Origin of the sequence: Lacunisphaera limnophila (genome assembly GCF_001746835.1) — a bacterium.
Lineage (GTDB): Bacteria > Verrucomicrobiota > Verrucomicrobiia > Opitutales > Opitutaceae > Lacunisphaera > Lacunisphaera limnophila.
The window spans coordinates 1,498,729-1,510,665 of the sequence record NZ_CP016094.1 but is presented as its reverse complement, the minus strand read 5'-3'; the positions used below and the strand labels follow the sequence as shown (position 1 = coordinate 1,510,665).

The window sequence follows — 11,937 nt, the reverse complement described above, 5'->3', positions numbered from 1 at the left end:
ATCACTTCGCCCACGCGGCCAGCGGATCCCCCGGCAAAGCCCGCAGCGCGCCCGCCACCAAGCCGGCATTCAGCTCGGCCCCCGCGCGGCTGGTGTGGGTATGGGCATCGGCGAAGAGCGTATTCACCGCCTCGGCGCCCAGCGCCTCGTAGCGGGTGGCAACCAGGTCATTCAAGTCGACGAAGGCGGCGCCCTCCTGCTCCGCCACCTGCCGCGCCCAGGCCGCATAACCGTCGGTCGTCGAACGAACGATGCGATCGTCCTGCCAGGTCTTTCGCGGGACGGGCGAGCAGACGACCGGCGTGGCGCCCGCGGCCCGCGCCTCCCGGATGTACTGCCGCAGATACCAGCCGTAGGTGTGCACGACCTCGGGCTGCTTGGTCAGCAGGTTGTCGATCGCCTCGGTCTCCTCCCCCGTGCCCTTGATCGTGCCCCGGGCGCGTTGGTCGTCGTTCAAGGGCGCAGCATCATTGTGGCCGAACTGCATCAGGACGAAGTCACCCGGTTTGACCAGCGTGAGCGCCCGCTCCCAGTGTCCCTGCGTGCGGAAGGTGCGGCTGCTGAGCCCGCCGATGGCGCGGTTCACGAGATTGACCTTGGCGGGATCAAAATGCGCGCCGAGGAAATCGCCCCAGCCCCACTCCCCGTTGGCCCCGTCGCCCCCGCCGTTGCGCACGGTCGAGTCGCCGATGAGGACGAGCGAAGGCAGCTTGGGGTCCGCCGGCTCCGGCAGGTTCAACCAGCCGATGCGATCGGCTTCCACGGCTTCCCCTCTAGAGGAATACACCTCTTTAAACGGAACGGGCCGCAAACCTTTGAGCCCGGCGACCACCAGGGCCGCGTTCAGATCGGCCCCGGCCGCGCTGGTGTGCACGTAATCGCGGGGAAAAAGCTCCTTCACCGCCGCCTCGCCGCGGCGTTGGTACTCGTCGGCGATCAGGCGCGTGTGATCGATGAATCCAATCCCGGCGCTGCGGGCGAGTTCGCGGATCCACACCCGGTATTGGCCCGAACCGCGCTCGACCCTGCCGTCTGTCCAAAGGTGGCGGACTGTCAGCGAGAGCAGGATCGGCGTGGCGCCCTTCGCCTGCACGTCCGCGATCATCTTCCGAAGATACCAACCGAAGGTGCGGATGACCTCGTGCCGGCCTGTCACGATGTTGTCGATCTCGACCGTCTCCTCGCCCAGCCCGGGCAGGCTGCCGCGCGAACGCCGGCGCTCGGGTGGCACGGTGGCCTCCTCGTTGACCGGGCTGCCATCGTTGTGGCCGAACTGGATGAGCACGAAATCCCCGGCCTTCACCTGCGCGATCAGCCTGTCCCAGAGGCCCTCCGTGATGAACGTGCGGCTGCTGCGTCCGCCGCGGGCCAGGTTCACCACGTTGATCTTCGCGGGATCAAAGTAGTCGGGAAAGGGCACGCCCCACCCCAAGGACGCCTCGCTCCCCGGCGCGGCGGTCGAATCGCCCGCAATGAACAGCGTGGGCAGCGCCGGATCAAGGGGACGGTTCTCCGCCGCGGGGTTGACGGGCAGGTCGGTGGCGGCGGTCGAGGCAACCGTGAGGGACAGCAGCAGCGGCAGGAATCGGACGAGGGGAATTATCATGACAGCGAAAAGGGATTTTGCAGTGGCCTATCCACGCCCGGCGCGTGTGCTGGAGGCATGAGCAAGTGGCTGCTGGGGGTGATGCTGTTGCCGGGATTCCTGCGGGCGGAGGCCCCGCTGTTCCGGGACGTTTTCAAATCGGGCGACCTGTGGCGGGTGGAAGCGGCCGCTACCGCCCGGCTGGCCTTCGACGAGGGCACGGGCATGACAATCACCAACCGGACCGGGATCACGGTGTGGTTCCGGCACCGCCTGACGGCGCCCGTGACCATCAGCTACACCGCGACGGTGCGGTCCACCGGGCGGGTATCGGACTTGAATTGCTTCTGGATGGCGACGGATCCGGCGCAGCCGGACGGGGATCTTTTCGCCCCGGGGGCGGGGCGACGCGACGGGACCTTCGCCTCTTACGATGCATTGCGCACCTACTACGTCGGCTACGGCGGGAACACTAACACCACGACGCGCTTCCGCCGTTATGACGGCACCGGCGCGCGCCCGCTCCTGCCGGCGCACGATCTCTCGGCCCCGGAGTTCCTGCTGCAGCCCGACCAGGCCTACCGGATCACGATCACCGCGGACGAAAACGGTCGCGTGCAGTTCATCCGCGACGGCGAGGTGGTGTTCGACTGGACGGACCCCGCCCCGTTGCGCAGCGGCTGGTTCGGCTTCCGCTCGGTGGACAGCCAGATCGAGATCAGGGATTTTGCGGTGCATGCGGGGGTGTCGCCGACCGCAGCCGCTCGATGAGCGCGCGGGGCACCTCGATCACGGTGCCATGCCGCATGCGCTCGGGGGTGCCCTCGAAGGGAAAGTGGAGTTCGCCGGCGGGGATCTGCTCCCAATTGACCAGGTCGCGCGAGCGCATGGCGCTGTAGTGTTTCTGCGTGTAGGCGTCGAAATAGACCAGGTACTCGTCGCCGATCTTCACCGCGGTCGGGCCCTCGACCCAGAGTCCGGGAGGAGAGAAGGGCGCCGACAAAGGCCCAAAAGGTCCGCGCAGGCTCCCGGCCGGGCCGATCCGCAGGTTCTTCGCCGGCGTCGGGAACTTGGTCTCATCCTTGATCACGAGCCAGCGCTTACCGTCGGCCTGCAGGAAGGTCGCGTCGATGCAGTTGAAACCGGGGTCGTAGAACAAGGCCGTCGGCGTGAAGGTCACGAAGTCCTTCGTCGTGGTGCCATACATCCGGTGGTTGAGGTCATCCTCGGAGGCGCCGGAGGTGGCCGGAAACCGTCCGCGAATCGTCGTGGCCCAGAAGATCAGGAATTCCCCCTTGGCCTCGTCGTACACGATCTCGGGTGCCCAGCTGTTCCGCGCGGTGGGCTCGTGGGCCATCACCGGGATTTCCTTCTGGTCCGACCAGGTGATAAAATCCTTGGTCGAGGCGTAGCCGATGCCGCGCTCCCACCAGCCTGAGGTCCATACCAGGTGGTAGGTCCCGTCCGGCCCGCGCACCACGCAGGGATCGCGCATGAGTTTCTCCTTCGAGCCGATGAGCGGCGCGAGCAAGCTACGTCCCTCGTTCAGCGCCTGCCACTTGTAGCCATCCTCCGACCAAGCGAGGTGCAGGCCGTCCTCGCCGTTCTTGGTGAAATAGGTGAACAGGTACACGGGGTCGGCTGCGAGACGTGTGCTCGCGCCCAGGATCAGGGTGAGGAGGAGTCGGCGGAGCATGGTCAGGGCCGGTCCAGCCGGAATAGCAGCGAGCCGCGGTGGATGCCGGCGACCTCGCGGGTGCGCGACTGCGGTCCGAGCTGTTCCGGGCTGTGGAACTTGTTTCGCATGGCGGGGATGACCTCGAGGAAGCTGAGCCCGAGGTCCGGCATCGCATAGAGGCCATTCACCCCGTCGCGCGGCCGCCCGAGGCCAAAGAATGGCACGCCCGAGAGATTGGTCACCTGCAACCAGCCTTCGGGGGTGAGCAAACTGAGCCAGCGCCAGTCGCGGAAGCAGCCCTTGAATTCGGGATAGGCCCAACTCTCGCCCGGTGTGGCATCATTGAAGGCCATGGCATGAACGCCGAGCCAGCCGCCCTCCAGCCGGTTCTGCCAGACGCGATAGGGGCCGTGACCCAGCCAGCGCTTGGCCTGCAGGCGGGCCTCGGCCACGGGAAAACGGATGCCCAGCACGTCGGCGGGGCCGTCGTAGGTGAACTCATAGTCGAGCCGCAGCGCGCCATCCGGCTGCCGCGTCCACCGGAATACCGGGTTTGTCGCCGCCGGCACGGGCTCGAAGCGCCGGTCCTGCCGCCGAAGGGCCAGCACCGTGGGTTCACCGAGCCAGTCGGGCGCGCCCGCCGGCGCCGCGTTCGCCGCCGGGGGCGGGGCGGCAACCGGACCGGTCCAGGCGCTTGCCACCGTCACGACCTGGCCGGCAGCGAACGCCGTCAGTCGCAGAAACTCGGCTCCCGCCGGCACGACCAAGGGTGACGGCAAAATGCCCGATGCACCCGGCGCCAGCACCGGGCCTGCCTGGTCCGCCGCCTCGATGAGCGTCTCCCCTTCCGGGCCGGCCCGCAGCCATTCCCAGCGGAAGGAGGCGGAGGCCAGGTCGGTGAACTGGTACTCATTGCGGATGTCCGCCCCCGTCCAGCCCGGGGGCAACACCGCCGGCAGGCTGATCTGCACCGGTGACCAGATTTCCTTCACCGTGTAGAAGCTCCCCTCCTTCTCGCCGCGGGGGCCGACGATGCCGTCGGGGGCCAGGTTGCCGGCGTTGTCGATGCGGCCGGCTTGATCGGTCCGGGCGATGCCCTCGTCGGCGAAGACCCAGAAAAAGCCGCCCACCACCGTCGGACTCTTTTTCATCACGTCCCAATAGTCGCGGAATCCCACGCCGATGCCGCCGTCGTAGAGGCCGTGCAGGAACTCGGTGGGCATGTAGAGCATCGGCCCGGCACTCTTTTTCACGTGGGAGTCCCAGACTTCGTAATGGTCGGTGTCCACGCCGCTGAATTTCGCCCACGGATGCAGGACGGCCCGCTGTTGGATGTCCCACTTCGCGAATTCCCCGTCCACTTCGGTGTTCCAGCCGCCTTCGTTGCCGTTGTCCCAGAAAAGGATGCTCGGGTGATTGACGTCGCGCCGCACGAGCTGGCCGATCAGCCGGGTGCCGGTCGGCGTGTCGTAGGCACCCTGCCAACCGGCGAGCTCGTTCAACACGTAGAGACCGAGCTCATCGCAGGCCTCGAGGAAATGCTTGTCCGGCTGGTAGTGCGACATTCGCACGGCATTCAGGTTCATCTCCTTGATGAGGCGCGCGTCGGCATAACTCTGCGCGCGCGAGATGGTGCGGCCCGTGTCGGGGTTGAAGCAGTGGCGGTTGACACCCTTGAGGATGATCTTGGTGCCGTTGAGGTAGAGTCCGTCCTGGGGACGAACCTCGAAGGTGCGGAAGCCGAAGCGCTCGGTGACGGTGTGGGGTTCACCCCCCTCCGGCGAGTAGGTGAAACGCATGCGATGCAGGTTGGGCGTCTCGGCGGTCCAGAGGGCGAGGTTTTCGAAACGGCCGGAAAGAGTCGCCTTTGCGGCCCCAGCGGGAATGGCGGCGGAGAGCGGCGGACTCAGCTCGTGATCGTATTGGTCCACCAGCACGCCGGTCACGCGACCGGCGACAGCCGCCGCCGCCCCGAAATGGATGTCCGCGGTAAACGTGCCATCCGCCCGGGCGTCGATGCCGGTCCACTCGATGGCGGCGCGCGGGCGGGCTTCGAGCCAGACCGGGCGGAAAATGCCGCCGAAAAGCCAGTAATCGCCGAGGCGCTCGGCGCGGTTGACGCTCTCATTGGCGGATTTCTTGCGGACCACAACCTCCAGCCGGTTCTCGCCCTCGAAATCGAGCAGCGCGGTGATGTCATGATGAAAGCGGTAGAACGAGCCCTGGTGCACGGGCCCGGCGGAGCGCCCGTTGACCGTCACCTCGGCGTCGGTCATCACGCCGTCGAAGACGAGGCGCACGGCGCGATCGCGCCACTCCGCCGGCACGCGGAAGGTGTGGCGGTAGTGGCCTTCCTCGTCGGCCAGCGGCGGCGGGTTGGGTTTGTCCTTCGAAGGCCGGTGATGGACCCCGTAGTTATAAGTGCCGAAACCCTGCTGCTCCCAGCAGGACGGCACGGGAATGGTGGTCCAGATCCCGCTGTTGCGGCCACCGGTACAAAGGAATTCCCAAGGCACGGCGTTCTCGGGGCCGGTGCCGGAGAGGTAACGGACCTCAGTCTCACGGGCGCCAGCCGCGAGCCCGCTGATCAGGGCAAGAACCAGGGGGAAGTGACGGAGGGACATGGGGGAGGATTAGCCGCCGCTCGCGAGGTTCAGCAGGAAGACAAACAGCCCCACGATGCAGGCCGAGAGCGTGCAGCAGGCGAGGAAGCCGACGGTGTCCGCGCGGTCCCATTTGCAGAATTCCCAATTGGACCACGGCAGGAGCTTGGTGTGGTCGAAGCGCGCCGGGTTGCGGCGGGTTTCCGCCATGGCCGCCTCCTCCAACTCGGGGGTGTCGCCGACCGGGGTTTTCATTTTGCCGTAGAATTGCGCGACGCGCGCGGGATCCGTCGGTTTCGTCAACAGACTGACCCCGATCAGCACAGCGAACGGGAAAAGGGCGTCGAAGAAGAACTGCAGGGTGAAACGCTGGGTCGGGCTGAGGGCGACGACATCCACCCCGGCCCGGCCCAACAACCAGGCCTCGAGGTTGAAGCGGTTGGTACGCAGGGGCGCGGCAATGTACGGGCTGGTGAGGTCGGCGGCATCGCGGTGCACGACCTTGGAGAAGTAGACCCCGGTGCCGGGCTTCGTGCTCGGCTGGGCCAGTTCCGTGCTCTGCGCGATGGCGGGGACCTTCGAGGCGGTCCACGGGATGACCAGGATGGTGAGCGTGGAGAGGATGACGCAGGCCCAGACCGCCGGACCGGTGACCCGGCGCCACCAGTAGGTGAGCAGCACGGCCGCGCCGAAGGGGATGTTCACCGTGAGGACGATGTTCACGATGTCGTAGAAGCTGCCCATGAGCGTCGCCGCCACCGTGCCCATGACCAGCACGACGACGATGGTACAGCGGGCGTAGAAGACGCCCTGCGCCTGGGTGATATCGGGCCAGATCTGGCGGTAGACGTTGCGGACGAAGAGCGAGGAGATGGCGAGGGCCTTGGCCGCGAGGGTGGACATCGTGCCGGCCAGCACGCCGGCCAGCATGAGGCCGACGAGACCGGTGCCGAGGAGCTGGTTGGACATCGTGCCCCACACGGCGTCGGGATCCGACAGCCCGCCGGCGCCGAACATCGCCACGGCGATGAGGCCGGCGAAGGCCCACAGGATGATCATGAGGCGTTTCAGGTAGGTGCCGGAGACGCCGGAGCGCGCGGCCATCTCGTTCTTGGCTGAGCCGCAGATGCCCATGTTGTGACTCAGGCCGCCGTTCTGCACGATGCTCACGAGGAGGATGCCGACGAGGCTCCACACCGTGAACTGCGCACCGCCGGCCGCGCCGAAGAGGTTGAACATCTCCTGCGGGACTTTTTCCGCCAGCGCGCCCCAACCGCCGATGGCGCTCAGGCCGGTGGGGATGAGCAGCAGGGAAAACACAATGATGAGCACGCTCTGCAGCCCCTCGTTGACGGCCGCGGCGGCCATGCCGCCCAGCACGATGTAGCTGCCCACCACCAGGGTGAAGATGCCATAGAACAGGAGGTCGTTGAGCAGGGTGACGTAGCTGTGCAGTTCGCCGCGGGCGTTGCGGTCGCGCAGGATTTCCAGCCGCTGCTGCGCCGCCTCGGGCAGCGGGGCGACGGCGGCCTGCTTTTCCAGCGCCTTGAGCTCGCGGTAGCCCTCGACGGTGGCGCGGTCCTCGACCGTCCACTGGCTCTCCTGCTTCACCACGAGGGAGGAGGCGATCTTGTAGGCGGTGACGTTGCCGAAGCCAAGAAAGACGCAGGCCACGAGGATCTGGAAGGTGGCGTAGAAGAGGCTGAGGCCCTTGCTGGCGTAGCGGTCCTCGAAGAGGTCGGAGACGGTGGTGAGGCGCACGCGGCGGAACCAGACGTTCATGAACCAGAAGTACGGGTTCATGAAGACGGTCTGGAAGGACAGCCAGGCGCCGGGCGCGCCCTGCTGGTAGACGAAGCTGGCGGTGCTGACGGCGCCCTGGGGCTCGGTGGCGTTGCCGAAGTTGAGGAAGAACTGGTAGAGCTTGCCGAGTTTGCGGCCGGCGAGGAAGAAGCCGTCCTCGTTCTGCGTCGCCCCGGCGGCCCGGCGGCCGATCCACACCACCGCGGCGAGGTAGGCCAGCACCACGAGAATATCCACGATATGAAGACTGCCAAAGCGCATGGGGGGAGGGGTTGGGGGGGCGCCGACCTGCGGGACGGAGTTGACCAGCAAGGGGCGCCGCGGGGAAGAACCAAAGTTGGGGCTGCCGCCCCACCCGCAACCGGACCGCGGCTCGGACAGTTCGCGCGGGGGCAAATCCCACGGCGAGCCCGAGCCGCCCAAAGAAAAACCCCGCGGTGGGCACCGCGGGGTTTGAAACAAACCGGATCGAATCCGCTTAGAAGTCGAAGGTCGTCTGCAGGATGAACTGGCGGGGATCGATGATGCGGTAGGCGTTGGGCGAACCGTCGTAGTTCACGCCGACGACCTGCAGGCCGCCGCTCTCGAAGGCGTTCACGATGTTGAGCTGGACCTTCATGCGCACCTTGTCGGAAAACACCTTGCGGGTGTAGCTCATCCACAGGTCGGTGTAGGTGTTGGCGTCGTCGTAGATCGGGCGGGTGGTGTCAGACAGGGTCAGGTCGGTCGTGCCGGCGGCGGTGTTGGCCCGGCCGTAGTAACCGATGATGGCCTTGTCCTCCCAGCGGACGCTGCCGCCGACGGAGAAGCCCTTGAAGCGGCCCTCGTTGAACGTGTAGTTGGTCAGGTAGGACCAGCGGTACTTGCGCTGGCCGGGGGCGGCCTGGCCCTCGAGATCCGTGGCGATGGCCACCTGCGGGGTCACGACATTGTCGTAGTAGCGCTGCACGTTGAAGTTGCCGTTGGGCTCGTCGAGACGGACGGCCGAGTCGTAGCCGTAGCTGTTCAAGAACGTGGTGAGGTTGACCGCGCGACCGCCCGAGGTGCTGTAGGTGGCCAGGGACTGGTACTGCGGGAGCAGGTAGTCGCTGGCGCGGGCGGCGATCCAGACCGGGCTGCGCTCATCGTACCAGGCGTAGAACTCCCGCATGACGTTGGAATACTTCGTGACCTGCTCGCCGGCGGTGAACTTCATCGTCCAGTTGGTGGAGGGGTTGTAGGTCAGCTGGAACTCCTTGCCCTCGGCCACGGCCGAACGGGTCGCGAAGATCGTGCCGATGTCGTTGTAGTAGTTGTAGGGCAGCTTCCAGATCACGGCGGCGGCGTCCTGGATCGACTGCTCCTCGGCCGGGGTGAGGCCCTCGCCAAAGCCGATCAGGCGCGGATCCTCGCCGGAGTTAATCAGGGCGATCGTGCGGGCCCAGTTGCGGAACAGGGTCGTGTCCACGTTGCCGGTCAGGCGGCTGATGGAGGTGCCGGGGTTCGTGCGCTCGTTCTGGTTGCTCGACTCGAACCAGTTGATGCGGGCGAAGAGCTTGTTGTCGAACAGGGAGAACTGCACACCGTAGTCCGTGCCCTCGCCGGTGGGCTTGGGCAGCGGGGTGCCGAAGCCGTCCACCTGCGCGGCGGTCGGGGGATTGAAGTTGTCGGACTTGTTGTAGCTGAAGCCGACGCTGCGCACGAAGTCCCACCAGGCGGAACCGTCGTTCGCGCGGCGGTCGATGCCGCCCCAATTCTTGAACGGCTTGAGGACGCCACCCATGGTCTTGGTGTCACCCTTGAGCAGGTCCCAGCGGTTCCAGCGGTTGAGGACGACATCGGTCTGGTAGACGCCGTTGATCCACTTCTGCGGATTGGTCATGGCCGCGGCGATCGTGGTGCCATCCTGGGCGAGGACGACGCCGTTGGTGGTGGCGCGCGCCTTGTAGTCATCGGTGCGCATGCCGAGGGTCGCCACGAGGCGGTCGTTCCAGAGGGTGCTGGTGACGCCGAGGCTGTTGGAGTCGACCTGGCGGTAGGTGCGGCCGGTGGAGGCATCCATGTCGATGAACTCCTGGGTCAGGCCCATATTGCTCCAGCTGCTGGTGCCGTGGTTCCAGATCTGGACCTCACCCGACTGCCGGTTGGCGGCGGAGTTCATCCCGCTGCCGCGGGTGACCGAGCCGTCGGTCGGGCTGCCCGGGGTGGAGAGATAATACAGGCGGCGGCCGCTGCGGCCCTGACGGTTCCAGCCGGTCGGGCTGCCGTCGGTGTTGTTGTTCGGGTTGGCCGACCAGAAGATCGTGCCATCGGCGCCCTCGTCGCTGGCGGTGATGAACCAGCGCTGGCGGATGAAGGAGCGGGTGGACTCGTTGCGCGAGACCAGGCCGAGGAACTGGTGGCGGCCGAGCCACTTGGTCCAGCCGTCGTTGTTGGTGAAGTCAGGCGTCCAGGCGAGCATCGCGCGGCGGCTGTCGTTGACCTCGTTGTTGATGAAGCGGTCCGGATCGAAGTCCTCCACGAAGGGCAGGCCGAAATAGGGGTTCGCGCGGCCGTCGGGCAGCTTGACGTTGGTGTCGACGAAGAGGGTCGCGACGTTGAGCTGGGAAACCGTATAGTTGGTCGTGGACTTGAAATCCTGGCGGAACCAGCCGGCGCTGAAGTTCAGGTTGGGCAGGAGCTCCTGCTCCAGTTCGAGGTTCATCGTCGTGTTCTCATCATGGCCAAAGTTCATGGACAGGATGTTGATGTTCTCCCAATCGTAGATCGACCGGTCCGTGACGCCCGGGTAACGGTAGCTGCCGACGCCGTTGCCGACGGCGGTGAAGAAGGCCGAGTTGGAATAGCTGGTGTCGTAGGCGGCGGCGTTGAGCGGATTGGCGAAGATGGCCGCCTCGGCCGGGAAGAGCGCCGCATTGGCCGCCGGATTGGCGGTCGTGCCGAAGACCTGGCGGTATTGGGGCGCCTCGGCGGAGAACCAGTTGACGACCTCGCCGTCGGCAATCTGCTGGATCGGGCGGCTGGTGGTGCCGAGGCCGAGACCGGGCGTGAAGAGGGCGGAACCGACCGTGGTCAGCGCGCCGCCGCCGAAGATATTGATGCCGTTGTAGGCGGTGCGGGCGGTGTTCCACAGGGCCGGGTTGTAACCGGGGCGCGACTCGATGTACGCGCGGGTCTCGGCGATGCGCGGGGAGCCGGCGCGGAGGGCGAGCGTGCCGGCATACTGGCCGTTGCGGGTGATCCGGCCGGTGGACGGGTCGTAGGTCGGGCTGCCGCCGGCGCGCCACTGGGTGACGCCATCGCGCGGGGTGAGCGTGTTCGGGCGGTTGTTGTCGTTCTCGTATTTCTCGATGCTGCCGCGGAAGGTGGTCTTCTGGAACGGACGGGACGTGAAGGTGCCGTACATACGGCGGGTATCATCGTAGGAGGGCTTGCGGGCGAACTCCCGGTTGTCGACGAGGAAGGCGCCGTAGATCGCCAGGCGGTCGTCGATCAGGCTCTTGTTGAAGTTGAAGCTGGCGCGCTGGGAACCCTGGTCGTCGGTGCGCAGCGAGACCGAGGCGGCGTCGCGGCCGATGACCGCCTGCGCGGTGCTCGAGTTCACGATGCCGGCCGGGCTGCCCATGCCGAAGATCATGGAGTTGGGGCCGCGGCTGATCTCGATCGACTGGATGTTGTAGGCGTCGAAGGGCACCTGCGAGATCGACGGGTAGTAATTGCTCGAGGAGCTCGGCACGCCCAGGCCGCGGACGCGGTTGGCGCTGGCGTTGGTCTGGGGCTGGCCGTCACCGCCGTGGGTGTAGCCGGCGTTCACGTCGACCACGCCGTCATTGCGGAGCGACTGGACCGAAGGCGTGTAGGTGGAAGAACCCTCGGTGTTGGCCTCGTAGCGGAAGACGTCGTTGATATCGAGCGAGCCGGTGTCCTCCATCTGCTGCTTCGTCACGACGGTGATCGAGGAGCCGAGATCGGAGATGTTCATCCGCAGGCGGCTGCCCGCGAGCGTGTTTTCCGCAAAGTAGCCCTGATCCTTGGTGGTGGTGACAGTGAAGGGCGAGAGTTGCAGCACGTCCTTCTTCTCCTCCGTCGGGGACGGGGCGGGGGCGGGATTGGCCGTCTGCGCGATGGCAGGCAGGGCCACGGTCAGGGCCAGCAACGGCGTCAGGAAACGCCGGACTCGGGGGGAGTGCATCTTGTGCGGGGTCATGGTTGGTTTGGGGTCAGGTTGTCTTGGAAAATCATACGGCTGCGCGCGGAAGGCGGGGTGCAGCCCATGCCAAGGTAACAGG

6 protein-coding genes are annotated in these 11,937 nt (G+C 66.5%); 1 reads left to right on the top strand and 5 read right to left on the bottom strand.

Annotated features, from left to right (window positions below):
* Nucleotide 1 precedes the first annotated feature (1 nt).
* The gene (locus Verru16B_RS06340) at nucleotides 2-1,606 is read right to left on the bottom strand and encodes a rhamnogalacturonan acetylesterase (protein WP_069961497.1); all 1,605 of its coding nucleotides are present in this window, start codon (nucleotides 1,604-1,606) and stop codon (nucleotides 2-4) included.
* A gap of 57 nt (nucleotides 1,607-1,663) precedes the next feature.
* Between Verru16B_RS06340 and Verru16B_RS06335 the strand changes: the two genes are divergently transcribed.
* On the top strand, nucleotides 1,664-2,356 hold the full coding sequence (locus Verru16B_RS06335) for a DUF6250 domain-containing protein (protein ID WP_069961496.1): 693 nt from the start codon (nucleotides 1,664-1,666) through the stop codon (nucleotides 2,354-2,356).
* Here the strand turns inward: Verru16B_RS06335 and Verru16B_RS06330 are convergent.
* From Verru16B_RS06330 to Verru16B_RS06315, 4 genes are all read right to left on the bottom strand, one after another.
* The gene (locus Verru16B_RS06330; protein WP_069961495.1) at nucleotides 2,304-3,281 is read right to left on the bottom strand and encodes a glycoside hydrolase family 43 protein; all 978 of its coding nucleotides are present in this window, start codon (nucleotides 3,279-3,281) and stop codon (nucleotides 2,304-2,306) included. The two genes, Verru16B_RS06335 and Verru16B_RS06330, sit on opposite strands and share 53 nt — an antisense overlap.
* Nucleotides 3,282-3,283: 2 nt before the next feature.
* The gene (locus tag Verru16B_RS06325) at nucleotides 3,284-5,887 is read right to left on the bottom strand and encodes a glycoside hydrolase family 2 protein (RefSeq protein WP_069961494.1); all 2,604 of its coding nucleotides are present in this window, start codon (nucleotides 5,885-5,887) and stop codon (nucleotides 3,284-3,286) included.
* 9 nt (nucleotides 5,888-5,896) lie between these two features.
* A complete protein-coding gene (locus tag Verru16B_RS06320; RefSeq protein WP_069961493.1) occupies nucleotides 5,897-7,930 on the bottom strand; it encodes a sodium:solute symporter family protein in 2,034 nt (677 codons plus the stop codon).
* A 217-nt stretch (nucleotides 7,931-8,147) separates the two neighbouring features.
* Nucleotides 8,148-11,840, bottom strand: coding sequence for a TonB-dependent receptor plug domain-containing protein (locus Verru16B_RS06315; protein ID WP_157772279.1), 3,693 nt, complete (start codon nucleotides 11,838-11,840; stop codon nucleotides 8,148-8,150).
* Between the last annotated feature and the right edge of the window lie 97 nt (nucleotides 11,841-11,937).

Coding starts and splice junctions, on each gene's coding strand:
- Verru16B_RS06340 (WP_069961497.1), bottom strand. CDS start 1,606: ATGATAATTCCCCTCGTCCGATTCCTGCCGCTGCTGCTGTCCCTCACG.
- Verru16B_RS06335 (WP_069961496.1), top strand. CDS start 1,664: ATGAGCAAGTGGCTGCTGGGGGTGATGCTGTTGCCGGGATTCCTGCGG.
- Verru16B_RS06330 (WP_069961495.1), bottom strand. CDS start 3,281: ATGCTCCGCCGACTCCTCCTCACCCTGATCCTGGGCGCGAGCACACGT.
- Verru16B_RS06325 (WP_069961494.1), bottom strand. CDS start 5,887: ATGTCCCTCCGTCACTTCCCCCTGGTTCTTGCCCTGATCAGCGGGCTC.
- Verru16B_RS06320 (WP_069961493.1), bottom strand. CDS start 7,930: ATGCGCTTTGGCAGTCTTCATATCGTGGATATTCTCGTGGTGCTGGCC.
- Verru16B_RS06315 (WP_157772279.1), bottom strand. CDS start 11,840: ATGCACTCCCCCCGAGTCCGGCGTTTCCTGACGCCGTTGCTGGCCCTG.